Origin of the sequence: Lysinibacillus sp. A1, from assembly GCF_000801965.1 — a bacterium.
Lineage (GTDB): Bacteria > Bacillota > Bacilli > Bacillales_A > Planococcaceae > Lysinibacillus > Lysinibacillus fusiformis.
In genome coordinates, this window is the sequence record NZ_JSZM01000008.1 from 165,288 (window position 1) to 190,564 (window position 25,277).

Annotated in this window: 23 protein-coding genes and 1 riboswitch; of the genes, 9 read left to right on the forward strand and 14 right to left on the reverse strand. The window is 36.6% G+C overall.

All coding sequences use genetic code 11. The features are described 5' to 3' along the window. Positions 1-5: 5 nt before the first annotated feature. From PI85_RS06065 to PI85_RS06075, 3 genes are all read right to left on the reverse strand, one after another. Positions 6-1,319 carry an extracellular solute-binding protein gene (locus PI85_RS06065; protein WP_200886555.1) on the reverse strand — a complete coding sequence of 438 codons (1,314 nt, stop codon included), beginning with the start codon at positions 1,317-1,319 and terminating at the stop codon, positions 6-8. Next, entirely contained in the window at positions 1,316-2,335 is a 1,020-nt protein-coding gene (locus PI85_RS06070; protein ID WP_036122418.1) for a serine hydrolase, read from the reverse strand. Before PI85_RS06070 ends, PI85_RS06065 begins: the two co-directional genes overlap by 4 nt. Positions 2,336-2,489: 154 nt before the next feature. Continuing rightward, positions 2,490-4,004, reverse strand: coding sequence for a DHA2 family efflux MFS transporter permease subunit (locus tag PI85_RS06075; protein WP_036122415.1), 1,515 nt, complete (start codon positions 4,002-4,004; stop codon positions 2,490-2,492). Between the two features lie 157 nt (positions 4,005-4,161). Here PI85_RS06075 and PI85_RS06080 point away from each other — a divergent pair, with 157 nt between their 5' ends. Beyond that, the gene (locus tag PI85_RS06080) at positions 4,162-5,079 is read left to right on the forward strand and encodes a TetR/AcrR family transcriptional regulator (protein ID WP_008179565.1); all 918 of its coding nucleotides are present in this window, start codon (positions 4,162-4,164) and stop codon (positions 5,077-5,079) included. A gap of 36 nt (positions 5,080-5,115) precedes the next feature. On the opposite strand, the gene PI85_RS06085 is transcribed toward PI85_RS06080, so the two are convergent. After that, the gene (locus tag PI85_RS06085) at positions 5,116-6,759 is read right to left on the reverse strand and encodes a HAMP domain-containing sensor histidine kinase (protein ID WP_036122413.1); all 1,644 of its coding nucleotides are present in this window, start codon (positions 6,757-6,759) and stop codon (positions 5,116-5,118) included. Then, positions 6,756-7,457: a response regulator transcription factor gene (locus PI85_RS06090; protein WP_036122410.1), complete on the reverse strand. Its 702-nt coding sequence runs from the start codon at positions 7,455-7,457 to the stop codon at positions 6,756-6,758. The genes PI85_RS06085 and PI85_RS06090 overlap by 4 nt, the downstream gene beginning before the upstream one ends. Before the next feature lie 103 nt (positions 7,458-7,560). Between PI85_RS06090 and PI85_RS06095 the strand changes: the two genes are divergently transcribed. The 3 genes from PI85_RS06095 (at position 7,561) to PI85_RS06105 (ending at position 9,883) form a co-directional block, all read left to right on the forward strand. Then, positions 7,561-8,700, forward strand: coding sequence for a DUF418 domain-containing protein (locus PI85_RS06095; RefSeq protein WP_036122407.1), 1,140 nt, complete (start codon positions 7,561-7,563; stop codon positions 8,698-8,700). 228 nt (positions 8,701-8,928) lie between these two features. Beyond that, positions 8,929-9,468, forward strand: a complete 540-nt coding sequence (locus PI85_RS06100; RefSeq protein WP_191967808.1) for a DUF1273 domain-containing protein — start codon at positions 8,929-8,931, stop codon at positions 9,466-9,468. A 100-nt stretch (positions 9,469-9,568) separates the two neighbouring features. After that, positions 9,569-9,883, forward strand: a complete 315-nt coding sequence (locus tag PI85_RS06105) for a hypothetical protein (RefSeq protein ID WP_036122402.1) — start codon at positions 9,569-9,571, stop codon at positions 9,881-9,883. 45 nt (positions 9,884-9,928) lie between these two features. On the opposite strand, the gene PI85_RS06110 is transcribed toward PI85_RS06105, so the two are convergent. The 3 genes from PI85_RS06110 to PI85_RS06120 all read right to left on the reverse strand — a co-directional run bounded on the left by PI85_RS06110 (position 9,929) and on the right by PI85_RS06120 (position 13,424). Further along, positions 9,929-11,323 (reverse strand): L-cystine transporter, encoded by a 1,395-nt coding sequence (locus PI85_RS06110; protein WP_008179575.1) that lies wholly within the window; start codon positions 11,321-11,323, stop codon positions 9,929-9,931. Positions 11,324-11,614: 291 nt separating this feature from the next. After that, the gene (locus PI85_RS06115; protein WP_036122399.1) at positions 11,615-12,565 is read right to left on the reverse strand and encodes a GGDEF domain-containing protein; all 951 of its coding nucleotides are present in this window, start codon (positions 12,563-12,565) and stop codon (positions 11,615-11,617) included. Continuing rightward, complete coding sequence (locus PI85_RS06120) at positions 12,543-13,424, reverse strand: EAL domain-containing protein (protein WP_036122395.1); 882 nt, start codon at positions 13,422-13,424, stop codon at positions 12,543-12,545. The genes PI85_RS06115 and PI85_RS06120 overlap by 23 nt, the downstream gene beginning before the upstream one ends. A 326-nt stretch (positions 13,425-13,750) precedes the next feature. On the opposite strand from PI85_RS06120, the gene PI85_RS06125 reads away from it, so the two are divergent. From PI85_RS06125 to PI85_RS06140, 4 genes are all read left to right on the forward strand, one after another. Continuing rightward, entirely contained in the window at positions 13,751-13,936 is a 186-nt protein-coding gene (locus PI85_RS06125) for a hypothetical protein (RefSeq protein WP_036122390.1), read from the forward strand. After that, positions 13,926-15,344: an amidase gene (locus tag PI85_RS06130; protein WP_036122388.1), complete on the forward strand. Its 1,419-nt coding sequence runs from the start codon at positions 13,926-13,928 to the stop codon at positions 15,342-15,344. The genes PI85_RS06125 and PI85_RS06130 overlap by 11 nt, the downstream gene beginning before the upstream one ends. Before the next feature lie 145 nt (positions 15,345-15,489). Further along, positions 15,490-16,650 carry a PucR family transcriptional regulator gene (locus PI85_RS06135; protein WP_036122385.1) on the forward strand — a complete coding sequence of 387 codons (1,161 nt, stop codon included), beginning with the start codon at positions 15,490-15,492 and terminating at the stop codon, positions 16,648-16,650. A 105-nt stretch (positions 16,651-16,755) separates the two neighbouring features. Then, positions 16,756-17,652, forward strand: coding sequence for a DMT family transporter (locus PI85_RS06140; RefSeq protein WP_036122383.1), 897 nt, complete (start codon positions 16,756-16,758; stop codon positions 17,650-17,652). A gap of 56 nt (positions 17,653-17,708) precedes the next feature. Here the strand turns inward: PI85_RS06140 and PI85_RS06145 are convergent, their stop codons facing one another. Continuing rightward, complete coding sequence (locus PI85_RS06145) at positions 17,709-18,281, reverse strand: YitT family protein (protein WP_036122380.1); 573 nt, start codon at positions 18,279-18,281, stop codon at positions 17,709-17,711. Between the two features lie 171 nt (positions 18,282-18,452). Here PI85_RS06145 and PI85_RS06150 point away from each other — a divergent pair, with 171 nt between their 5' ends. Continuing rightward, positions 18,453-19,742 carry a DUF2252 domain-containing protein gene (locus tag PI85_RS06150; protein WP_036122377.1) on the forward strand — a complete coding sequence of 430 codons (1,290 nt, stop codon included), beginning with the start codon at positions 18,453-18,455 and terminating at the stop codon, positions 19,740-19,742. A 36-nt stretch (positions 19,743-19,778) separates the two neighbouring features. On the opposite strand, the gene PI85_RS06155 is transcribed toward PI85_RS06150, so the two are convergent. The 5 genes from PI85_RS06155 to PI85_RS06175 form a co-directional block, all read right to left on the reverse strand. Beyond that, positions 19,779-20,300: a DUF2179 domain-containing protein gene (locus PI85_RS06155; protein ID WP_036122375.1), complete on the reverse strand. Its 522-nt coding sequence runs from the start codon at positions 20,298-20,300 to the stop codon at positions 19,779-19,781. Between the two features lie 238 nt (positions 20,301-20,538). Then, positions 20,539-20,889, reverse strand: coding sequence for a VOC family protein (locus PI85_RS06160; RefSeq protein WP_031418286.1), 351 nt, complete (start codon positions 20,887-20,889; stop codon positions 20,539-20,541). Between the two features lie 248 nt (positions 20,890-21,137). Continuing rightward, positions 21,138-22,436 (reverse strand): nucleobase:cation symporter-2 family protein, encoded by a 1,299-nt coding sequence (locus tag PI85_RS06165; RefSeq protein ID WP_036122372.1) that lies wholly within the window; start codon positions 22,434-22,436, stop codon positions 21,138-21,140. Next, positions 22,436-23,020, reverse strand: coding sequence for a xanthine phosphoribosyltransferase (locus PI85_RS06170; protein WP_036127518.1), 585 nt, complete (start codon positions 23,018-23,020; stop codon positions 22,436-22,438). Before PI85_RS06170 ends, PI85_RS06165 begins: the two co-directional genes overlap by 1 nt. 131 nt (positions 23,021-23,151) lie before the next feature. After that, positions 23,152-23,253: riboswitch (purine riboswitch) on the reverse strand. A 165-nt stretch (positions 23,254-23,418) separates the two neighbouring features. Further along, positions 23,419-25,242, reverse strand: coding sequence for an APC family permease (locus PI85_RS06175; RefSeq protein WP_036122370.1), 1,824 nt, complete (start codon positions 25,240-25,242; stop codon positions 23,419-23,421). Positions 25,243-25,277 lie beyond the last annotated feature (35 nt).

The following is a 25,277-nucleotide window of genomic DNA, read 5'->3' on the forward strand; positions in this document are numbered from 1 at the left end:
ATTATTTATTTTTGAAATGGCGTATACCAAGTTTTAGCGTTTTCTTGTACTTTTGCAGCGACCTCTTCAGGCGTTACCTGACCTAAATACATACCTTGTAATTCACTTTCAAGTAAACTTTTTGTTGTTGGGTCCCCACCTGTAAAATTAGTCACCCACATGTATGGTGTCGCCTCATTTGCAGTGGACTTACTAATCTCATTTAATAGGGCATCGTCAGAGGTAATATCAGGTATAGCACTGATCATGGAAAACTCCTTCACAAACAACTCTCCAAATTCCTTTGTTGTTAAAAACTCTAAAAATACTTTGGCAGCCTCTATATTTTTGGAATTTGCATTAATAGCAAATGAGCCATCCACCCAAGTCGTCACTGTTTTCTGACCCCCTTTAGATGGAATAGGGAAATACCCTAACTCTAAATCTGGATTCATTTCTAATACAACAGGAATTTCCCAGCTACCTAGCGGGAACATAGCAGAGTCCTCTAATGCAAACAAAGTACGAATATCATCCATTCCTAAGCCTTCTGAATTTGCAGGAAAATACTTCTTCAAGTCATTCATTACTTGTATGGATTCTATAAACTGAGCATCTGTAAAATCCTTTTCTCCAGCAAGCACTGCTTGGTAGAAATCATTCCCTTCGTAAATCGCTGGTCCAACAATCCCATGCAGTAATGACAATAGCCACCCTTCCTTAGTACCCATTGCTATCGGTGTAATGCCCTTTTCAAGCAATTGATCATTTAATGCTATAAACTCCTCCCAAGTAGTCGGTATTTCAAGGTTATTATCCTTGAAGATTTTTTTATTATAGAAAAATTGCGTGGAGCTCAAATTGATCGGTACCCCGTATTGATTTCCATCTTCATCACGTGAAGCTAGTAATGCCTCTTCAGGAAACGAAGCTAAACCGTTTAAGCCATTTATGTTCTCTACATATCCTGCTTCAGCAAGCTTTAATCCTGCTGCATAAGGTCGTAAGTGGAAAATGTCTGGGCCTTCCCCAGCCTGTAGTGCTGTATTGAGAACAGTGTTATACTCTGTATTTTTAGTTGGATTAAAGGAAATGTGTATTTCGGGATGTTGTTCATTAAATAAAGCAATCACCTTTTCATATTTTGCCACATCTTCAGTACGCCAACTTCCTATCGTGAGAGAAATCTCTTCCGTTTTCTCCCCTTCTTCCTTATCAGGTGTTGTTGAAACCGTTGTTTTCTCTTTTGAGGTACACCCCACTAAAGCTACAACGAATAATAATGGAAACAGCCATAACCATTTACTCTTTTGTTTCATATCAACTAATCCACCCTTCATATAAGTAATTTTTCATAGATCAACGTATGAAGCTTTTCCCGAATACTTCTCATATTTGTATTCCTTCCATAATGAACTGCATTCGTCAGGAAAATAACAAAGGCCTTTTCAATAGGGTCCATCCAAATACTTGTGCCTGTAAAGCCTGTATGACCAAATGACCCCTTACTCCACCTCCTAGCAAAACAGGATGATGAGCAGTCTCCGTTCCATACTTCAAAACCCAGCCCCCTATTCCGAAATGTCTTCGTATGAGCAAGTTCTAGCCACTCATATGGAAGAACATCTTGTTGTGTAAGACCTAACCATATTTCTGCATACTTCGCTAAATCTTCCGCACATGAAAATAGACCAGCACTACCAGCCACACCTCCCAACAGCAGGGACTTTTCATCATGGACAATTCCTTGAACAAATTTACCATCCACCATTTCTGTGGATGCCGCTAGTGCCTGTTGATGGTCCGGTAATTGAAAGCGAGTATGCTTCATCCCCCAAGGCTTCAATATTTCCTGTTCAACGAATTGGCTAAGTGACCTTCCTGATACTATTTCAATTACTTTCCCTAATAAAATCATACCTAAATCACTGTAGAGTACTTGCTTGCCTGGCTGAAACACTACTTTACTGGAAAATATCTCTGTCATGATGTCGCGTTGATGATGCCTCTTCACTACTGGCATTAAGTCTGCTGGTAGCCCTGAATTATGCTGTAATAAATGTTGAATGGTTATATTGGCATACTTAAAATTCGGTAAATATGTTTGAACTTTATCGTCCACAGTCATTTGCTGTCGACTCAAGAGCAGTAAAGTAGCTGGTAGCGTTGCCACTACTTTTGTTAATGACGCTACATCGAATAATGTATGGCTCAAAATGGGTTGTTTGCTGCCATCCTGCGCTGTAAAAGCCCCGTAACTACGAGACAAAATTCTTTTATGATGTTGTTGAACAATCAATACTGCACCTGGAATTTCCTTTTTCCGCACTAATTCATTTATATAGGCATCTACCAAATGAACACCCCACAATTATAACTAACTAAATTTTCTGTAAATTAGTATTATCATATAAAATAAAATGATAAAAAATTACTCCAATCTTAAAATTTTTTTTCACATAAAAAAACTCCCCACCAAGTAATTGCTTACTTGATAGAGAGTTTCTTCACTATTTAGTTGGTTTTTTCAAATCCATTGAAGCTGCTGCGCTTTCAACCTTTACGCGTTTTAAGAAGAATGCAAGCACGACTGCAATCACTGTTATACCAGCTGCAATTAAGAATGAGTGTGTAATACCATCTAATAAAGCAGTTTGCATAATTTGATCTTGCATTTGTTGCATTTGCTCTGCGGTGGGTGCTGCACCTGCTTGTGCCGCATTTGCTTTCGCCTCGACAATTAATTCTTCAGCTTTGGCTTTTGTACGATTATTCATGAATGTAACTAAAATCGCACTACCAATTGCTCCTGATACTTGCTGTAATGTGTTGTTAATAGCTGTACCATGTGGATTCATAATTTGTGGTAATTGGTTTAAACCGTTTGTCATAATAGGCATCATTACCATCGACATACCGAACATACGAATTGTATACATCGATACAATAAATGTATAGCTTGAATCAATTTCTAATTTTGTTAAACCGAATGTTGCGATTGTTGTAATCGTTAATCCGATAATGGCCAATATACGTGGACCAAACTTATCGAAAAGCTTACCAGTAATTGGTGACATAATCCCCATTACAAGCGCTCCTGGAAGCATCATTAAGCCAGCTTCAAAAGGTTCAATACCGCGAATAGATTGTACGTAGGCCGGTGTTAAAATCATCCCTGAGAACATTGCCATCGAAACAATAACAGAGATAACAGACCCTAATGCAAACATTGGATATTTATAAATACGTAATTCCAATAATGGTTGATCCATTTTTAATTGTTTAATGATGAAAATAATTAAGGCAATAAAGCCAATTGAAATTGTGCCATATACCCAAGGACTTGACCAGCCTTTATCTCCTGCTGTACTAAAGCCGTATAAAATACCGCCGAATGCAACTGTTGATAAAAGTACTGATAGGAAATCTAAGTGAACTTCACGTGTCTCCATCACGTTTCTTAATTTCCAAACACCAAATAATAAACTAATAATCGCAAATGGAATAATCATTTGGAAAAGCATACGCCAATCATGATGCTCAACAATATAACCTGATAATGTCGGTCCAATTGCTGGAGCCATGATCATAACTAAACCGAAGATCCCCATTGCTGCCCCACGCTTCTCTTTCGGGAAGCTAGTTAACATAACATTCATTAACAGTGGTGACATACTAGATGCTCCGGCTGCTTGCACCATACGACCTGCTAATAGCACGTCAAAGTTAGGAGCGAAGCCTGCCATAATTGTACCAATAGTAAAGATGGACATCGCCGCAATAAATAAATGTCTATTTTTAAAGCGTGTCACAAAAAATGCTGAAGCAGGAACTAAAATACCGCTTACTAGCATATAACCTGTTGCGAGCCATTGTACTTTTGAATATGTGATCCCAAAATCTTTCATGATTGTTGGTAATGCCACATTCAACAATGTGTTGTTAAGAAAAGCAACAAAAGCACCCACAAATAATATAGCAATCATGCCATAAGGGGGCTTCTTCATTGTCTGCTCACTATTCATTTATATCCCTCAATTCTTTCTTGTGTTTTTCGATAAAACTTATTTTATACTCGTAGTCTACTTTTTTCAACAAATAAGTTTATATTTTTTATAAACGTTGATATATCAGCGTTTATAGTGTAGAATAAGAGTATAATATTTTAAAAAAGGTGAGGTCATGAACAAAAGAAAAAGACAGATAATTACAGCTGCACGCGCACTTTTTATTGAAAAAGGATTTCTAGATACATCAATTAATGACATTATCCATGATGCTAAAATTTCAAAGGGGACGTTTTACAATCATTTTTCTTCTAAGAACGAATGCTTAATCGCAATTTTAGATGAAGGACGTGAGGAAGCAAGTAATCGTCGACATGAACTTATTTACGGGAAAGATCCTACAGATTTAGAAGTATTAACACAGCAAGTTGCTGTTCTCATGTACGTCAATCGTGAACATAATTTAATTCAAATTTTTGAATCGATCTTCCATTCAAGAGATAAAGAACTGAAAAAAATTATTATTAACTACCACCTACAGGAATTAGAATGGTTAGCTAATCGACTTGTTCAAGTCTTTGGTGAAGAAATTAGCCCAATAAGCTATGAATGTGCTGTGCAAACACTTGGAATGATTAACCTCACATTGCGCGCAGTTTTTATTGCTGATTATAATAAATATATCAATCGAGAAGCCATTGTACGTGTAGCATTGCGCAATATTAGCGTTATTATACCTACGATGCTTGAATCGAAAGAAATCATCGTTAGCGTTGAAATGATCAATACTATTCAAAATGTAGTGAATTATAAAACCGTTACAAAAGATATGGTCATTGATCAATTACATGGCTTTGCCAAAGGATTAACGAACAATGAAACAGTGGAAGGCTTGGAGTATGCGGAATTCTTATTAGAAGAGCTTCAACGCGAAAATCCAAAGCTCTTTATCATCGAATCACTTCTTACACCTTTCCGTAAAGCATTCGTTGGAACAGAACATGTCGCAGAAGCCCGCGATATCGCTAATAGCCTATGGCGTTATGTAAAAATTGAGCGCCCAGCTGAGCGCTGCAATAAAAATAGACAATAATAAAAGAGGTATCAAAGTGAATTTTGATACCTCTTTTTAATGACATTTAAATTTTAAAATAAATACTGTGCCGTCACGATCTGAACGTACACTTATGGTGCCATTGTGGAGATCAATGAGCTGTTTCGTAATGGCTAGTCCTAACCCTGTCCCTGCTGTATCATCTGTAGTGTTAGTTCCACGATAATAGCGTTCAAATAGGTTATCGAGCTCTTCCTGAGGAATGCCAGGACCATGATCAGCAATTGTTAGCATCACTTCTTTACCAGTATGTTGCGCTTCCACCATTACCTTCGTGCCTATAGGTGTATATTTCTTTGCATTGGTTATTAAATTATCCATAATCCGCTTAAGTAAAAGTTCATCTGCTTGCAGCATTACATCGCCATAAACCTTTACGCTTACCTGTTCATCTGCAAATTGTGTTAACCATGTTGTCAAAGGCAGTAATACCTTATCAAGCTGTATGGCTTTATTTTTTAACTGATACGTATACGTTAAATCTTGTATAAGCGCATCCATATATGTTGCCTTTTCCTGCATCGTTTGTGCAAAAATACGCATCTCATCCTTTGTCCACTCATAATCCTCCGAGGCAAGCATTGTGGAATAGCCATAAATAGAGCTTAGAGGCGTTTTTAAATCATGCGATAAGCCTGTAATCCACTCCTCACGTAACTGCTCCGATTGCTTAATTTGCCTTTCATTTGAATCAAGCCGCTCAGATAAATGGTTGAGGGACTCCTCTACAGGCTGAAATAATTTAAATTTCCGTTTCAATTTCCCTGTTTTCTTATGATGAATTTTCTTATCACTTATATCACTGTAATCGAATTGGGTAAGTCGTTCAATGCGTGATATGACATAAACAAGTGGCCGTACAAATTGTCGTGAAATACTAATCGATAAAAAAATAACGCCCAGTAATAAAATAATATGCCCACCAAAGAAAACAGAAACAAATAAAATCATTGCCTTATTGAAGGGCTCTTCGAACGGTTTATAGGATGGATTCGGCATGCGAACAACAAATGTGGAATCATCCGCTAAGGTCGTGCTTTGCTTAAGTTCCTCATGCTCAAAAATATCGTATTTCTCCTCGACCAGTTGCGGCTTCTTCAGCTCTTCGTAACGCTTTCCTACAATGTCCGTTCGGTTCCATTCCGTATCATAAATTTCAACACTAGCTTTTTGTTCCTTTAAACGCTGTAGTGTCACTTCTGAAATGGCTCCTGTGGCTAACCAATTATCAAGAGCCTCCTCAAATAGTGGCTGAACAGGAGAAATAGGTAGGAATAACAAATAATATTTTGGGAGTTCCCATGTATGCATACCCGGCTGCTTTAATGCAAAAATTTCGCTATCAGGCATTCCACATAGTTCACATCTTTCCCCTGTATAATCTACAATGGTCATCGACTGATCAAATAAGTAAAGTTGTCCTGCATTTTCCTCAGCACGCTTTACTAAATAATCGGCAATTTTAATGGTTTCTCCTTTTTCGACGACAGCATCATCCTCAATTTCAAAGGAGCTCATGACATGAATGTTGTCTCCTACACGATCATTAATAAAGATCGCAAAAAATACCAAGCTCATAATAAAGCCTGAAATAATTAATAAATAAAATATGATGAAATAAGATACAAAACGAAGCGTTAATTTCCCAGCTGGCTTCATGAAGAAACATCCCCTACAAGCTTATAGCCAATACCTCTGACCGTTATAATACAGGTAGGCTTTCCAGGATTCTTTTCAATTTTTTCTCGCAGTTTTCGTATATGTACCATTACTGTATTATCATCAAACAAACAATCTCCCCATACACGCTCGTAAATTTGTTCCTTAGATAAAACTTGCCCAGCATTATCACATAAATACTTCAATAAATGAAACAAACGGCCACTAATGATTTCCCTTACTCCATCTACAGTGATTTCTGCAGCATCTATATCGAATGTAAAACGGCTACATGTAAAAAGATGATTTTCTGTGACTTGCTTTTTCTTCATATAACGCGCTAACTGTACCTTCACCCTTGCAACAAGTTCCAGTGGGTTAAATGGTTTTGTAATATAATCATCTGCACCATTCATAAAACCCCGAAGTTTATCGGCGTCACTGCTTTTAGCTGTTAAATAAAAAATAGGAGCATCGCTTTTTTCCCGAATAATATGAGCCACTTCTAATCCACTACCATCTGGCAGCATAATATCTAAAAGATAAAAATCAAATGTTTTAGCATAAATCTCGGATTTCGCTGCTTCTATCGTGTTACATACTGTAATACTTGTCATTCCTTCTTTTCTTAAAATGATATCAATCATTTCAGCAATCGCGCGTTCATCCTCTAATACTAATATGGATGCTTTCTGCATATCCTCACCTACTTTTAAGATTACTTTAAGGTAGTCATTATTTCACCATAAGCTTCTTCAACTATTCTATGTATAAGATAACCAATTAAGGAGATAAAACGCAATGACAACTAATCGTGTTACTTTCATTGATACAATGCGTGGGTTTAGTTTATTTGGCATCTTAATGGCGAATTTGCTGATATTCCAATTTGGGATGTATGGTAAAGATGAATTAAAAAATCTTTCTACCTTAGATAATGGAGCTTTATATTTTGTAAAGATTGTCATCGAAGGCTCCTTTATGCCAATCTTTACTATTTTATTCGGCTTCTCGCTTATTAAATTAATTGAATCCATTCGAAGAAAAAAAAATAAAAGCCGCTGGTCAGTATTACGTCGGGCAACTGGTTTAATTGCCCTCGGTTTACTCCATTCCATTTTATTATGGGAAGGCGATATTCTTTTTTCTTATGGCTGTATGACTTTATTTTTAATTCCCTTTATTAATCGTAAACCAAAAACTTTGTTTATATGGGCGGGTATTCTATTTGTCCTTACGACGGCTTTAACATATGGTTCTATGGAGGCAACTAAAAAGGAACAAAAGGAATTAGATACTTACATCGAACAAGCAAATGATGTCTATGCTAATGGAAGCTACTTAGAAATTTTTGATTTCCGAGCAAATGCAGAAGTACCTGGAATGGAAGACCCTTCCTTCATCTTTATTGTATTAATTTTTGCGCCAATGTTTTATGCTCCCCTATTCCTCTTCGGTATGGCACTCGCTAAAAAGCAAGCCTTTACGAAAATGGACGAGGAAGTAAAGTGGTATAAGCTAGGGGCACTCCTAGTTCCTATAGGTCTCGCATGTAAAAGTGTAAGTTTTATAGAAGGTAATTTTTCTTCCATCTTAATGATGGGTGGATCTCAACTATTAGCACTCGGCTATGTCAGCCTTGCAGCCTTACTCTATAAAACACGCCCTGTACAACTCCTTGCTCCTGCATTTGAGAGCGTGGGAAAATTATCTTTAACCAATTATTTACTACAAACTATTATTTGTACAACTGTTTTTTACGGTTATGGTCTCGGATTATATGGCAAGTTAGGTGTCTTTGGCGGTATTTTATTCGGTATCGTTGTTTACAGCCTACAATGTGTCCTCAGCCTTGCCTATTTAAAGAAATTTAAACGTGGCCCATTTGAAACAGTCTTACGTGTATGGACGAATTGGTCGTGGACCGGTCAGGTGAAGTAAGACTCTTACAAACTACTATATACGAAAGGAATTATTTCATATGAATAGTGACTCTAAAGAAGACTTTACAGACTCGTGGTGGTTTTTAGGTATTTGTGCGGCTGTAGCAGTAATTTTAACACTATTGCATTTTAATCGATAATATCGGCATTCGTTTTCCTTGCCCCCTACTGTATACTATTACTACAATCATACAGCTTAGGGGGCATTTTCTTGTTAACGCGTATAATGATTACAGGCTATAAGCCACATGAACTTGGTATTTTTAATGATAAACATCCTGGGATTAGTATCATTAAAAAGGCATTGGAAAACCGTCTACGTCTTCTACTTGATGAAGGGCTCGAATGGGTTATTATTAGCGGCCAACAAGGTGTAGAATCTTGGAGTGCTGAAGTTGTATGGACGCTAAAAAAAGAATTTCCTCATTTAAAATATGCAGTTATCACACCCTTTTTAGAACAAGAGAAAAATTGGCAGGACCATAAAAAGGAAAAATATCAAACCATAATGGCCCGAGCAGATTTCGTCACAAGCATTACGAAAAAACCGTACGAAGCTCCTTGGCAATTTATTGAGAAGGATAAATTTATTATTCAAAATACAGATGGTCTATTATTAATTTATGATGAAGAAAATGAAGGCTCTCCAAAATATATCAAACGTCTGGCAGAAAAATTTATGGAGTCTCATGACTATTCACTTTTGACAATCAATGCCTATGATTTACAAATTATAGCGGAGGAAATACAGCAACAAGATTGGTAGATATTAATTGCTATAATTTTCCGACAATTATATACTAGTTTTATGAATTAGGTTGTCTGTAGCTAACTTTTTGATCACACTTCGAAAGGAGCTGTCACATTTGAAGAAACAAATCGAAGTAATTTTTGAAGCTTCTCCCATAAATATTGCTCATGATACGTATCGCAGAGAGTGTAGCTATACGCGTGGTATTCATATTGAAGAACAAGAATTTCTAGCCATTTTAAGGACTATGAGTAGGGATTCCCGCTTATATTTTGATTTTCATAACCCTCGTAAGGAGATTAAAAAAGGAACATATTTAAATGGACACTCCGGTTTAGCCTACAATATTTTTGAGTACTATAAAGAAAACTTTAATATTGAAATTAATGAAATAATCAATGGTAAAGATTTTTATGTAAAGATCATATAAAACAACCCCCTTTAAAGCTTCACCTTTAAAGGGGGTTCTTCTATCTTATAGGTCTGCTACTTGAGCACCTAACTCTTTATTATTATACATTTCTGTATCCAATTCTTTCGTAACACGTGCTGTTGTAACACCAGCTGTCATTGAACCACTTACATTTAAAGCTGTACGTCCCATATCAATTAAAGGCTCAACTGAGATTAATACACCTGCAAGGGCAACTGGTAAATCAAGAGCTGATAATACAAGGATCGCTGCAAATGTTGCACCACCGCCAACACCTGCTACACCAAATGAGCTAACTGCTACTACTGCAATAACTGTAATAATAAACACAGGATCAAGTGGATTAATACCTACTGTAGGTGCGATCATAATTGCTAGCATGGCAGGATATACACCAGCACAGCCATTTTGACCAATTGATAAACCAAATGAACCTGAGAAGTTGGCGATACCTTCAGATACCCCAAGACGACCTGTTTGCGTTTTAATATTCATCGGTAAAGTACCCGCACTTGAACGTGAAGTAAAGGCGAATAATAATGTTTCCGCAGACTTTTTCACATACGTAATTGGGTTTAATCCGCTTAATGTCAAAATTAATAAGTGTACTAAAAATACAATTATTAAAGCTGCATAAGAGGCAATCACAAACTTACCTAAATTATAGATGGCACCGAAATCAGATGTTGCTACAGTACGAGCCATAATAGCTAAAATTCCGTACGGTGTTAAACGTAAAATAATTGTTACAACACCCATGACAAGGGCATAAATAGCATCCAGCCCTTTTTTAATTGTTGCTGCTGTTCCTTCATCTTTACGTGCTACACGTAAATAAGCAAAGCCAAGGAATGCTGAGAAAATTACGACAGCAATTGTTGAAGTTGAACGAGCTCCTGTTAAATCTAGGAATGGATTGGCTGGGAATAACTCAACAATTTGTGTTGGTAAATCTGGTGCTGCTAAGCCAGTCGTTTTTTCCTCAAGGTATTGGCCACGTGCTGTCTCCGCTTCACCCTGTAAAATGTGTGTTGCATCTAAATCAAATACTGTTGCAGAAAGAATACCTACTGCTGCTGAAACAGCTGTCGTACCAATTAAAATAGCTAAAATAAGAGCAGCCATTTTCCCAAAATTTTTGCCAATTTTCATTTTTGTAAAGGCAATGAGAATAGATATAAATACTAATGGCATTGCTACCATTTGTAATAATTTAACATACCCAGTACCTATAATATTGTACCAAGATGTTGTTTTAGCTAAAACTTCAGAATCAATACCGTAGATAAAATGAAGTCCAAGACCAAGCAAAATCCCTAAACCTAGACCTGCAAAAACACGATTCGAAAACTTGACGTGTTTTTTATTCATCACATATAAAATTCCAACGAACACAAGCAGAACTGCTACGTTAAGAATGATTTGTAAATTCGACAATGGAATGCCTCCTAAGGTGTTTTATAATAATGTAATCGAATTATATACCTATAATCCCTATAATTCAAGTATGTTTTATTAAGATTAATAATTTCATAAAAATAAAAACGATTTGCCAACATTCATTATGCCCTCAAAACGTAAAACGATCATTTAAAGAGATTTCTTTAAAATATTTTAGTCTCCCATGCTTCAATTGGTGACAACATTATCACTTTAATTGGTTACCATCCCTGTGATTACAAAATTAATACCCAAAAAGCCTCCAACATTAACAAAAACCTACATCGTTTAATGAACGAAGTAGGTTTCTTGTTTATTAATCAAATAACAGCTTCCAGTAATTTTTTTACACTGCTTTTTCACGTGTGCCATCGCATTAGATAATTGTTCTACGGAGTCAAAATATTGAAATTCATTCGTAATAACTGCAACGGATAAAGTAGTACATGTTAATGGCTCCAGTTTTCCAATTCTATTGGCTACCTGCACATATTCAAGATCCTCTAATTCATAAAAACTCATAATATTAGCATCAAAATCGTCAATAATTCTTTGGCAGATCGAAGCAGCATCATAATAGGGTATTATCGCTACAAAGTCATCGCCACCAATATGCCCTAAAAAATCATCTACCTCACATATATGTCTTTTAAGTATATCTGTTAAATATAGAAGGATTTTATCGCCTTTACTGAAGCCATATGTGTCATTATAGGATTTAAAATGATCTAAATCGAAATAAATTAAACTATATTGTGGAAGTTTTAAGGCTTCCTCAAGCTTTTCATTGATTAATTTATTACCTGGTAAACTACTTAGTGGATTCAAAAAGCTAGCAATGGCCACCTGTGTATCGACGAGCTTTAACAGAAGCTCCCTTATACTAACCATTCCATAATATACATCATTTTTAGTGACAATCACATCATCATATAAGTCCTCCGGAGGTCTAGACATTGCTTGAGTACTTACCTCAGTAATCGGCATATTCCGATCTACAATTAAAGGATTTTCTTTAATAATTAATTGATTTTGCCGTCCCATAAATAAATGATAGCCATATTGAGTACCTATTTTTTGATAGAAATGTGTACGTGTAATATGCCCAATAGGTTTTTCATTACGAACTACCACAACACTACGTAATGAAGGATTACTCGTAAAAAGTACATTTACTTCTTTATTTTTCACAAATTCATCAATACATGGAACCTTTTCAATGACTTCCCCAATCTTCATGGTCACCCACCCTTATTTTTCCCAAATGTATTTCCTTTGCGGGCTTTCCTATCGCATAACCTTGCGCATAGTGAATACCGATACGATGTAGATACTCAAGCTCTTCCTGTCTCTCAATTCCCTCAGCAATAATTTTAGTTTTGGCCTGCTCGGCATATTTCATTAGCAATGTAACAAGCTGCTGCTGCTCACTAATCTGATCAATACATTTAATTAATGAACGGTCTAGTTTAATAAATTCTGGCTTTAAATAAATAAGTGTTTTCAAGCTATTGTAGCCTGAGCCAACATCGTCTACCGCAATACGATAGCCCTGCGATCTATAATGTGATAATACACGTTCAAACTCAACAAAATCTATAACAGCACTACGCTCCGTTAATTCAAAAACTACTTGTTGTGGCTTAATGCCAAGTTCCTTTAATAATTGTAGCGTTTCCCCACTATGATATTTTTTATCTAATAATACATTCGGATGTATATTAAGAAACACTAAAAGATTTTTATCCACCAAATCATTGTGCATACGTTCCTTGAAACGTTGTAAAGAAAGATTTCTACAAAAACATTCAAATAAAAATACACAATCTGTTTGTCCTACAAACTCATAAAACTGGTCGACACTTGTAAACAATTCCGAGGGTATTGGACGGTTTAAAGCTTCAAATCCAATTGTTTGTGCTGTCTGTAAATCCACAATAGGCTGAAAATATGTATGTAAAGAACCTTGTTGAATAATTTGCTTCAATGCTTTTAAACGTTTCATATATAACGTATTTTGTTGATGTTGCCCGTATAAATATTTTAATAAAGAAAAAACATTATTCGTTTTTATATTTTGTTCCACAGCTGACTCCATGCTTGCACCTCTTCAATTGGTTATTATGGTTCATTGTACGCTTCAATTGTAAATAGACTGTGAATCGCATGTAAAAAGAGCAAGCTCTAGCGCTAGAATTCAGGGTATCCCTTCCAAGTAGTAAGCTTTTATTCATATCTATTAAGTAGTTAAAATTTCATAATATTCATTCTATTACAAATTATTTATTTGATATAAACTATCGTTAGTGTATGATTGTAATAATAGGATTATATTACCTATTATATTTATTTGTGATTGACGATACTGGTCTTTATGGGGAAACCTATTTAGATAATACAACCATTCAAGGGAGGATCTTGTTAATGAGCTTGTCTATTCAACAATTATTGGAGAACAAAGGAATTACACCGAAACCTGAACACCTTGAACTATTAAAAGCACGCTGGGAAGGTATGCAGTCACTTCGTAGCCATCTAGAAGGTATTGCGATTGATGACGCAGATATCGCTGTACGTAGCATCCCTGGAGGTGATCACATTGACAACTGATTTACATTTAAAATCCGTTGAAGAACTGGCGCCTTTACTACAATCAAAGGCTTTATCTCCCGTGGAGCTTACAAAGGCTATTCTAGATTTTGCTGAGGAAAGCCAGCCTAAGATTAATGCCTATATGGCCTTTTATCGAGAAGAAGCCTTGTCTCGAGCAAATGAAATAGAAAAAGAGATTCTCCACGGGCAATATAAAGGAATGTATCACGGAATTCCGATGGCCTTAAAGGATAATTTATATTTTAAAGATAAAATAACAACGATGTCCTCAAAAATTCATAAGGACTTCGTTTCAGATTACGATGCAACAGTAGTAGAGAAACTTCGTGACGCTGGTGTTATTTTCACTGGAAAATTAAGCATGCATGAATATGCTTGGGGAATTACTAATAATAACCCTCATTACGGACCCGTTCGCAACCCTTGGGATTTAGATAAGATTCCAGGTGGTTCTAGTGGTGGCTCTGGTGCCGCTGTTGCAGCTGGTGCAAGTGTCGCCTCACTAGGAACGGATACCGCAGGCTCGATTCGAATCCCTTCTTCTGCCTGTGGTATCGTTGGCTTAAAGCCTACACATGGTCGTGTAAGTAAATATGGCTGTTACCCACTTGCTTGGAGCTTAGACCATATCGGCCCAATGACAAAGACAGTAAAGGATGCAGCAGGCTTGCTGGAAGTCATTTCTGGTTTTGATCATCGAGACCCTACTTGCATAGACGTACCTACTGGCAATTATATGCAGCAAATATCAGGTAATAGTAAGGATTTAGTCATCGGCATTAATGAAGAATACTTCTTTAAAGACGTAGATGCTGACATAGAAAAGGCTGTTCGAGCGAGCATTCAAAGTTTAGTAGATCAAGGTGCTAAAGTGGAAATAGTGCGAATTCCATCCTTACAATATGCAGAATGGGCAGAGCTTGTAACATCCCTTTCAGAGGCAGCAGCTATACACCATTCTGATTTACAAAAGAGACCTCAAGATTTCGGAGACGATATCCGGTTATTATTTGAGCTAGGGGAACTACCTTCTGCAGTTGATTACTTACAGGCACAGCAAGTACGTCGTCAAATTAAGCAGGAGTTTAACGAAATTTTTAATCAAGTAGATGTGCTTATTACCCCTACTCTACCTGTAGTGGCAAATACCATTGGTGATGATTTCGCTGAGCTAAATGGCAAAAAAGTAGATTTAATTGATAATATCATTCGTTTTACAGGTCCAAGTAACTTAACAGGCTTACCTGCCCTTTCAGTTCCTTGCGGCTTTAAAGGAAATTTACCAATAGGTCTTCAAATTATTGGTCCTGCCTTTAAAGAAGGTCGAATTTTAAATGTTGGGTATGCTATCGAACAAACAAACCCATTAAAAAATAGAAAGCCAAATATTTTTTCTACTATTTAATCGATAAATAATGTTGAAAAATCTGCTCACTAGGAGCAGATTTTTTTATTATATGTATAAACTTTTCAAACTAATAGTTTTTTATTGAGATGTACTTTTATAATAGAAGATAATAGCTTACTACAAGAAAGGCAATGATCCATTCATGAATGTAGAGAACTTTTTACAATTACCCATTACAAAAGATTTTATCGTTGTTGCCGGTCACAACGGTTTGCATAAAGCTGTTCACAACGTAGAAATACTCGACTTTGAATTCTCCCCAGATATACATCATGTGCGAGATACAATATTCACGCCTAACAGTGTTGTGTTAAGTAGCTTATTATTTGCAAAGCAAAAGCCTGAGTATTTATTAAATGCCGTCAAAAGCTTAATCGAGCTAGGAGCAAGTGCCTTAGCCTATAAGCCTGTTATTTATAAAGACTTACCTGAAGAGGTTTTAACTTATGCGGAAGAACGTAATTTTCCTATCCTTCGATTTGGTGGAGATGAGTTTTTTGAAAAAATCATTTTAGAAACGATGGCTTATGCTAAAACACAGGATTACTCGTTCTTTTTAGAAACAATTGTACGAAGATTAATGGAGGAGGATCTTGCAGAGGAGCAGCTGAAGTCGATTTTACAGCAAATCGATAGACCCTTTGACAAGTATGTATTTGTCGCTAATCTACGAGGAAGGGGTTTATCTCAAAGTGATTGGAAGCAGAACTTTTTATCAATGGAGCCTTTATTAAAATCTGGTTTAATTTGTTCCTATAAGCAAAGTCTTTTTATAATTATCACTCACCCATCTCAGCAATTTCAGGCTGAGAGGTTTATACATGAATGGCTAACATTAAGTGCTATCCCTACCGAACCATTCACCTTTGGCTATAGCAATTGGTATGACACACATACAGGCATCTCAACTGCTTTACGAGAAGCCTTTTTTGCTAGTGTTTTGGCTGAAATTGATAAGGTACCAAGCTGCCATTATAAGTCCCTTGCATCAGATCGTTTATTAATAGAGCTGTATCGTAAAGATCCTACATTTGCGATGGATTATGTTACTTCCTTTTTAGCGCCTTTACTCGATGATAAGGCAGATCCAGATTTATTGGAAACAGCCAAAACCTATATTACAAAAAAAGGAAACATTAAAGAAGTAGCCGTTGACCATTATTGTCATCCCAATACCGTCCGCTATCGCATGGCTAAAATCCGTCAGTTAGTAGTACCTATAGATAATGACTATGTATTTTATGAGCGTCTAGCTGCAGCCGTTAAATTGTACTTATTACATAGCAAATTGAGTGATGAATAATCGCTTTGGAATAAGTACAAAAAAACGCCTGAATATTTAGAAATAAAATCAAATTATTTTCTTCTCTCTTATGCTATCCTAATTGAAGTTAGGAGGAAGAATTTCATGAAAACTTACATAGCGGATGGCATGCTACTCGTTACAGCCATTGTTTGGGGCAGTGGGTTTGTTATAACAGCCATTGCCTTAGAATATTTAACGGCTTATCAAGTTATGGCTGGTAGATTTTTAATAGCTTCAATTATATTAACTGTTTTATTTGGTTCCCGATTAAAAAAAGCGTCAAAATCGGTCATATGGAAAGGTGCTTTATTAGGTACCATATTGTATATAGCATTTGCTCTTCAAACGGTTGGACTTCAATATACAACACCATCGAAAAATGCCTTTTTAACCGCAGTTAATGTTGTTATCGTTCCGTTAATCGCCTATGCGGTTTATAAGCGTCGTATTGATGGGTATGAAATTATTGGATCCTTAATGGCCATTATTGGAATTGGCTTTTTATCGTTACAAGGTTCATTGACGATGAATATTGGTGATGCCCTTTCGTTAGCTTGTGCCGTTGCTTTTGCCTTTGATATATTTTGTACAAATCTTTTTGTTCAAAAGGAAGATGCCATTGCACTAACTATTATTCAATTTCTTACCGCTTCCTTCATAGGTATTTTTGTGATCATAAGCCAAGGAGAAATCCCTACGTCACTAGAAAAAGAAGCTATTTATTCGATTATTTACTTAGGAATTTTTTCAACAACGATTGCTTACCTTTTTCAAAATGTGGCGAATCAATATACAACTGCTACAAAGGCTGCGATTATTCTATCAACGGAATCTTTTTTCGGCATGATCTTATCGGTTATCTTCCTGCACGAAATTTTAACGAGCCGTATGGTTGTAGGAGCTGTTCTTATCTTACTCGCCATACTCATTGCAGAGGTCAAACCAGCACACCCTAAAAAGAAGCTAATGAAAACACTCGACAAACAAACACCAAAATAGTTTCAGTCTCTTACTGGAGCTATTTTTTATGCGATACGTTCAGGAGTAAACGAATGTTATGAAGCACGAATCGTAATGATGCTTGTCGTTATGCCTACTACTAGAACCGTAATAATAGACAATAAAAAAGTAGTGGAGGATAACAGGAAGCCGCCCACAACAATAACGATAGAATCAATAAAAAATATTAATATCCCTACATTAATACTTGTTTTATCACTAATAAATTGCGCAATGAGGTCTGTCCCTCCTGTGCTTGTCTGAAACCGAAGCATTAAGCCAATTCCGAAGCCTACGAGAATCCCACCAAGTATAGCACTGTAAAGAGCATCTATATGAATGAGATTTCTGACTGGCTTTAACAAATCTATAGTCAAGGAAGAGGTAATTAAGCCATGAATACTATTATAAAAATAAGCTCTATATTTAAACCAGGCAATAATAAAAATAGGGATACTAATGATAATAATCATTAGACCAATCTTTAACTTATATAAATAATGTAAAATCAGCGCTAATCCTACTACTCCCCCATCTAATATTTCATAGGGCGTTAAGAATAAATTAATTCCTAACGACAAAGAAATACTCCCTACTATAATGACAAGGCTTTTTGTCAAAAAATACATATAACCCCCCTCCGTAACTAAGCATGTCTTATAGTATGAAAATAGGTGATTGAACATGTTACGAAATAACCCTAGATCCTTAGCCATTTTTATCGAGCACTTTTGATAAATTTCTTCGAAACCTATTCCTATATTTTTCGTATATACATGTAACCTAAAGGGGGTTTTTAGATGGAGCATGCATTATTGGAACAGGTGAAACATACAAGAGTTTTTTTAAGAAAGGAGCTATTAAATACCATCTTTGAGGAGTTTGATGCTCAACGAATGAAGTTAACTGAGGCACAGCGTTTGGAGAAGTATCAGAAAATGCTTGAAAGTCCATTCCGTTTTTTCCGAGGAAGTGCTTATCTATTTTATTTTGACATGACAAAAACTTCTTCCATTTTCCATACGCCTACACTCAAACCGACTTGGATTCAAGGAGATATGCATATGGATAACTTCGGTGCCTTTCAAAATGAAGACGGCACGATTGTCTTTGATGTCAATGATTTTGATGAGGGTTATGTTGGTTCTTATTTATATGATATTGTTCGAATGAGTGTCAGTATTGCGCTTTATTTAGAAGAACAAGGCATACATAAGGCTGCTCAGGAAACGGCCATTCAACATCTGCTCAATAGCTATATCGATCAGCTTAAACGATTTCAGCGTAAACAGGATGATCCTCTAACGCTCGTATTTACGAAAAACAACACAAAAGGACCCGCCAAAAAATTATTGAAAAAGCTAGAGAAACGCCAACGCTCCCAGTTTTTACAGGATATTTCCTATGTCGATGAAGACGGGCAACGCCTATTTATTAGCAATGATGAAATTAAGCCCGTTACTGCCGAGGAATATAATGCAATTTCGAGTGCACTTCCTGCTTACAAGATTAAGGACATTGCTTACAAGTATGGCTCAGGAACTGCTTCAATCGGCTTAAAACGTTACTATATTTTAGTGGAAGACAAAAAAGATGCATCGGGAGTAGACGATTTAGTATTAGAAATGAAAGAGGTCCGCACAGCAATCCCTGCCTATTTCCTTCCTTACAATCATGAATTTTGGAAGCATTATGAGCATCAAGGTGCGAGAGTAGTTGGGACACAAAAAGCTATGCACCATCTAGAGGATCCTCATTTACACTATATCACCATGAATGAGCAGGAATTTTACATTCGAGAGCGTTCCCCTTATAAAAAGAAGGTAAAGCCTAAAAACTATAAAAATGTCGACGATTACTATACAACAACTTCGATTATGGGACAAATTGCCGCTAAAATACATGCACGAGCGGATATCGATTATTCTCCTGTTTTCACCTATCATAGTGAGGATGAAATATTAAAAACGATTGGGAAAGATCGACATGTATTTGTTGAACAAGTAATTTTACAGTCTATGAACTACAAAGATACAGTCTACTCAGATTATCACCTCTTTAAAAACTGGATGGATGCAAAGTTTAAATAGCAAAGAAAAGGACCTCAGCTAGTAGCTAAGGTCCTATTATTTTTGCCTAGCCTTCATACGAGCTAGTAAAAAACCGCCTTTAAATGACTTTGGCTCATACGAAATTATAAAAGCATTCGGTTCAAATTGCTCTACTATTTGAAAGAGTTCTGCCTCTCGATTTCTCTTTGTTAAAATTTCATATTTATAGCGATTACTATCTCGCCCCTCACCAACATAAATTGTCACAGCAAATCCCTCATTACGGAGAAACCTCACAAGCTCTTCATTCTTATTTTGAGTATTGATTGTTGCATAAACATAGCCAATCGCCAGCTTTCGTTCAATTTTGGCTCCTAAAAAAATACCTAAGCCAAAACCAATTGCATAAACGACCATAGCTAACAAACTTTGTTTCCCACTAAAAACAAGCGAAAGGCCAAATACATACACGAGCATCTCTAGCATACCGAATATGGCAGCAAGGAAAGTAATATTTTTCACCAAAAATATTGTACGTAAAGTTAAAAATGGTACATATACTAATTGAAGTATTAAAATCAAAACGATACTTTGCATTTATACTAGACCTTTCTAAGAGTAGTTATTTATAAGTGTATGTTGAAATAGAGAGTTACATTCTATTAAAAATACCTTATTTATAAATTCCCTCGCCACTCATTTCTAAACATCCACGCCTAAAACAAGCTGTGTACTAAAATGTTCAAACGACTTTAAAGGCGAACCACAAGCTATTTCCCCTACTATTTAAACGAAGTTAACATATTGCTGTCACTTTCAAATTAATTCCTTTGATTTATTTTTCCCAAAGCTCGATACGTCTTCCTTCTGGATCTTCAATCCAAATAAATTTTCCAAACTCATGAATTGTCTTGTCCATTGCAAGGGGCACACCTATTTTTTCAAGATGTTTGATACTGTCTTCTAGATTTTCCACTTGAAAGTTTAGCATCACTTGCTGATCTGTTGGAAAATAGCTGTCATGCTCAGAGAAGAAGGAAAAAATTGTTTCATTGCCTGGCTGTGGTGTAATCATGGTACCATTCCAACTTTCAATTTCCATGTTTAGAACTTTGCTATACCACTGTTTAATTTCTTCTAGGTTTTTAGACCTCCAAAAGATTCCTCCCAATCCCTTTACTTTCATAAAGATCTCCCTCCTACCAATTAGTTATGAATTTAAATTCTAGTTTTAAATGTGAATACCTTCTTTCATTAACATATCACGATAAACAAGAAACTTGCTTATTAGTACCTAATGTTTTTCTTCGAACATTTTCTGCCCTGTTTTCGCATAAAAAAATGCCACCTCCTCCCATCTAAATCAATAGATAAAAGTAGGTGACAACGTTATTTATATGTTTGTATTCTGATACATGCTATTGAATTATTTCTTTATGCTTCTCCATGCATCGGGTCTTTTTTATGCTTCGGCCCAATCATGTTGAATAAAATATTAAGGATAATTGCTGTGACTGAACCACAGACGATTCCGTTAGATGTTAAAATAGACACTTTTTCTGGTAGTGCATCAAAAATGCCAGGAACGACTGATACACCGACCCCTAAACTTACTGCAATCGCAGCAATCATCGCGTTTTCTGCTGACTCGTTCATAACTGGTACAAGCATACCCATACCTTGTGTAATCACCATACCGAACATCGCTAACATTGCCGCACCTAGTACGGATGTTGGAATAATCGTTGTTAACGCTGCGATTTTCGGTAGGAAGCCAAGTGCTACTAGTAAACCACCTGTGATGTAAATGACTTTACGATCTTTAACACCTGACATACGTGTAAGTCCCACGTTTTGTGAGAATGTAGTGTACGGAAAGGCATTGAAAATTCCACCGATTACAGATGCAAGACCTTCTGAGCGATAACCACGAGCCAAATCTTTTGAATCTAATTTTTTATTACATATATCACTTAGTGCAAAATAAACACCAGATGATTCAACTAAAGATACCATTGCTACAAGCGTCATTGTAATTATAGCCGTTACATCAAATGTAGGCATTCCAAAGTAGAATGGTTGTACCATATGGAATACATCCGCTTCTGCTACTGGGTCGAAATTAACCTTGCCCATGAATGCCCCTAAAATTGTACCAGCTACTAACCCAACTAGAATGGAAATAGCACGGATGAAGCCTGTAGAAAAACGATAGACGATTAAAATAATGACTAGTGTAATAAATGCTAATGCAATATTTGAGCCGGATGCAAAATCCTCTGCTCCTTGTCCACCTGCCATATTATTTAAAGCTACTGGCAGTAAAGAAATACCGATAATAGAAACGACAGATCCTGTTACTACTGGCGGGAAAAATTTCACGAGCTTCCCGAAGAAGCCCGCAATAATCACGACAATCAAACCAGATGCAATAATGGAACCATAAATATCTGTGATACCTTGCTCTGGGTTTGTACCTATAGCAATAATTGGACTTACCGCTGTAAATGTACAACCAAGTACAACAGGTAAGCCAATACCAATAAATTTACCTGAGTAAACTTGTAAAAGTGTTGCGATCCCGCACATCATAATATCAATCGCCACTAAATACGTCATTTGTGTTGAATTAAAGCCAATTGCCCCTCCAATAATAAGTGGCACTAGGATGGCTCCAGCATACATCGCAAGTAAATGTTGAATTGCTAGCGTCGTTGATTTAAAGGTATTCATTACGCGCGAGCCTCCGTAGCAAATGTCACTTTGCCATCTTCAAGAGAATCTACAATCGCTAATGATTCTACGCGAACACCTTGCTCACGTAATAATTTGCCCCCATCTTGGAAGCCTTTTTCAATAACAATGCCTACTCCTACAACATTAGCACCCGCTTGAGCTGCAATATCAAGTAAACCCTTTACAGCTTCTCCGTTTGCTAAGAAATCGTCAACAATTAAAATATTGTCGTCTTCACTTAAAAAATTACGTGATACAGAGATATCATTCGATTCATTTTTAGTAAATGAATGTACTTTTGATGTGTAAAGGTTATCTGAAAGTGTTAATGATTTACGTTTACGAGCGAACACTACCGGTGCACCAATTTCTAGTCCTAGCATGACAGAAGGAGCGATGCCTGAAGATTCTATTGTTAAAATCTTTGTAATTACTTGGTCAGCAAATCGATTTGCGAATTCATGACCAATTTCCTTCATTAACAATGGGTCAATTTGATGGTTTAAAAATGAATCTACTTTTAATACTGAAGATGATAAAACTTTACCTTCTTGCATAATTTTGTCGTGTAATAACTTCATTTCTGTCATATCCTTCTTTCTTAAATATTAATAAAAAAAGCTGAACACCTTGGTCCCATTCAGCTACGAGTGGAGCAAAGCATTCAGCGTTAAAACGTCGAAAGGAATAGAAAACATCATGAAAGAAGTTCTCTAAAAGCATTGCTACCCATAGTCGATTTATTTACGGTAAATCGGTAGAAACTTGCAAGCCATATCCTCGCTATTATATGAGTAAAATTGTATGAATCTATCAGAATACCCAATTTAAACACTTTATTCGGTAGAAGCCTATTTCTCCTACTGAAAAAAGTTTAATTTTTCGGAATTTAATGGTATTCTGCGACTTTTTAATTGTAAACGTTCGTGTTTTCAATCAACGTACTGATTATAACAGACAATTTTCTAGCATGCTAGCATTATTTTGATAAATGAAAAGGTACTGTCATAATCACGACATTTCTGTGAAATAACAATGTTGTACGTATTAATAAGCTTGATTGATTGTGAAGCATATGATGCCAGCCCTTTTTCGGTAAAAATTGAGGGATGACAACCGTTACTTTATGACCTGTTTTCGCACATTGATGGTCCACTTTATCTATAAATTTGATCAATGGTTGTGTGATGCTACGATAAGCCGAATAATAGGTTACTAGTCGAATGTCTGGTTGCCAAGCCTGCCACTTTTCTTCGAAGGCTTTTGCATCAGCTTGATCGAAAGCCACATAAAAGGCAATAATTTTATCAACCTTTAGTGATTTCGCATAATGAAGGGAATTTTCAACCACCTTCGTTATACCAGCTACTGGTACGATGAATACATTTCCTTCAATAGTAGCGACTTCCTCTTTACTCAATCTCAGCTGTTCTCCAACGGCTTGATAATGAAGCTTGATCCGATGAAATACAAAAATGATAATTGGTAAAAAGACAAACACTGGCCATACCTGAGGCAACTTCGTTACAAAAAACATCATCGCTACGATAAACGAAATAGCTGCACCAATTGTGTTAATCGTAAATTTTGCCATCCAGCCAGTAGGTTTTTCACGCCACCATTTTCGCATCATTCCCGTTTGCGCTAATGTAAACGGAATAAATACCCCAACAGCATAGAGTGGAATTAAATGCTCTGTTGCCCCATCAAATAAGATGATTAAGACAATGGCTGCTAGCCCTAGCATCATAATGCCATTAGAATACCCTAGGCGATCCCCACGCATTTGAAATATTCTCGGAATAAAACCGTCTTTTGATAAATTGACAGCAAGTAGAGGAAATGCTGAATAGCCCGTATTAGCTGCAAGTACCAAAATCATCGCTGTTGCACCCTGTACTATATAATAAAAGAAATTTCGACCAACACTTGCTTCTGCTAGTTGGGAAACGACTGTCTCTTCCGAAGTTGGCGCAATTCCGTAAAAATAAGCTAAACTAACAATACCGATAAATAAAACCGCTAAGATTCCGCCCATTGCTAACAATGTTTTAGCAGCATTATTAGGAGCAGGATTTCTAAAATTAGGGATTGCATTCGATATAGCTTCTACCCCTGTTAAAGCTGAGCTCCCTGACGCAAATGCCTTTAATAATATAAATAAACTAATCCCTGCGACAGGTGTACCTATCTTTGGATGCAGCTCTGCTGGCACCTGACCTGTTGCAACATTATAGAGCCCCATCCCAATCAACACTAGCATAACGACTACAAACAGGTAGACAGGGTATGCCAAAACAGAGGCGGACTCTGTTACACCACGTAAGTTCAAGACCGTTAAAAAAATCACAAAGATAATAGCAATTGGCACATTGTATGGGTGCAGACTTGGAAATGCCGATGTAATTGCATCTGTCCCTGCTGATACACTTACCGCTACCGTTAAAATATAATCAACGAGCAATGAGCCACCTGCTACAAGACCTGCGTTCACACCTAAATTTTCCCTAGAAACTACATAAGCGCCGCCCCCGTGTGGATAGGCGAATATAACCTGACGATATGATAAAGTCAGCGCCACCAATAGGACAACGACCCCTACCGCAATCGGTAAAGAATACCAAAATGCTAATGTTCCCACAGTCATCAGGACAATTAAAATTTGTTCCGGTCCATAGGCTACGGAAGACAAAGCATCGGACGATAATATTGCCAATGCCTTTGTTTTACTAAGCTTTTGTTCCCCTAACGCATCGGATCTTAATGGTTTGCCGATTACATAACGTTTAAATGAGGATTTCATCAATAAACACCTTCTAGTTTCTTAGATTGTGTTTC

Coding starts and splice junctions, on each gene's coding strand:
- PI85_RS06165 (WP_036122372.1), bottom strand. CDS start 22,436: ATGAATACCTTTAAATCAACGACGCTAGCAATTCAACATTTACTTGCG.
- PI85_RS06175 (WP_036122370.1), bottom strand. CDS start 25,242: ATGAAATCCTCATTTAAACGTTATGTAATCGGCAAACCATTAAGATCC.
- PI85_RS06140 (WP_036122383.1), top strand. CDS start 16,756: ATGAAAACTTACATAGCGGATGGCATGCTACTCGTTACAGCCATTGTT.
- PI85_RS06150 (WP_036122377.1), top strand. CDS start 18,453: ATGGAGCATGCATTATTGGAACAGGTGAAACATACAAGAGTTTTTTTA.
- PI85_RS06090 (WP_036122410.1), bottom strand. CDS start 7,457: ATGCAGAAAGCATCCATATTAGTATTAGAGGATGAACGCGCGATTGCT.
- PI85_RS06115 (WP_036122399.1), bottom strand. CDS start 12,565: ATGAAGATTGGGGAAGTCATTGAAAAGGTTCCATGTATTGATGAATTT.
- PI85_RS06080 (WP_008179565.1), top strand. CDS start 4,162: ATGAACAAAAGAAAAAGACAGATAATTACAGCTGCACGCGCACTTTTT.
- PI85_RS06065 (WP_200886555.1), bottom strand. CDS start 1,319: ATGAAGGGTGGATTAGTTGATATGAAACAAAAGAGTAAATGGTTATGG.
- PI85_RS06155 (WP_036122375.1), bottom strand. CDS start 20,300: ATGCAAAGTATCGTTTTGATTTTAATACTTCAATTAGTATATGTACCA.
- PI85_RS06145 (WP_036122380.1), bottom strand. CDS start 18,281: ATGTATTTTTTGACAAAAAGCCTTGTCATTATAGTAGGGAGTATTTCT.
- PI85_RS06135 (WP_036122385.1), top strand. CDS start 15,490: ATGAATGTAGAGAACTTTTTACAATTACCCATTACAAAAGATTTTATC.
- PI85_RS06085 (WP_036122413.1), bottom strand. CDS start 6,759: ATGAAGCCAGCTGGGAAATTAACGCTTCGTTTTGTATCTTATTTCATC.
- PI85_RS06120 (WP_036122395.1), bottom strand. CDS start 13,424: ATGGAGTCAGCTGTGGAACAAAATATAAAAACGAATAATGTTTTTTCT.
- PI85_RS06100 (WP_191967808.1), top strand. CDS start 8,929: ATGATTACAGGCTATAAGCCACATGAACTTGGTATTTTTAATGATAAA.
- PI85_RS06125 (WP_036122390.1), top strand. CDS start 13,751: ATGAGCTTGTCTATTCAACAATTATTGGAGAACAAAGGAATTACACCG.
- PI85_RS06075 (WP_036122415.1), bottom strand. CDS start 4,004: ATGAATAGTGAGCAGACAATGAAGAAGCCCCCTTATGGCATGATTGCT.
- PI85_RS06095 (WP_036122407.1), top strand. CDS start 7,561: ATGACAACTAATCGTGTTACTTTCATTGATACAATGCGTGGGTTTAGT.
- PI85_RS06170 (WP_036127518.1), bottom strand. CDS start 23,020: ATGAAGTTATTACACGACAAAATTATGCAAGAAGGTAAAGTTTTATCA.
- PI85_RS06160 (WP_031418286.1), bottom strand. CDS start 20,889: ATGAAAGTAAAGGGATTGGGAGGAATCTTTTGGAGGTCTAAAAACCTA.